Source organism: Bacillus pseudomycoides DSM 12442 (assembly GCF_000161455.1).
GTDB lineage: Bacteria > Bacillota > Bacilli > Bacillales > Bacillaceae_G > Bacillus_A > Bacillus_A pseudomycoides.
In genome coordinates this window covers 5,558,085-5,558,319 of record NZ_CM000745.1, presented here as the reverse complement: position 1 = coordinate 5,558,319, position 235 = coordinate 5,558,085, and the positions used below count along the sequence as shown (strand labels likewise).

Genomic DNA, 235 nt, shown 5'->3' with positions numbered 1-235 from the left:
GGTAGGAATGTATTCGACAATTCAAGCGGTTCAATAATCCGATTTTCAATCTCTTCCGCATAGCTGTTCCCGGTTACTTTTTCAATAAGGATACCCAGTAATACGTATCCTGTGTCTGAATAAGACCAGCCCTTTCCTGGGGCAAAGTCTGGAGGCAGAGAAAGCCCAATCTTCACTATTTCTTCAGCGGTATATGTTTTTTTGGTATTCATCATATCAGCGTCTTTTGACCTTA

1 protein-coding gene is annotated in these 235 nt (G+C 41.3%); it reads right to left on the bottom strand.

From position 1 onward, the window contains the following. Positions 1-235: serine hydrolase domain-containing protein (locus BPMYX0001_RS28080; RefSeq protein ID WP_157753681.1), on the bottom strand; the 235-nt coding region annotated here is incomplete at both ends.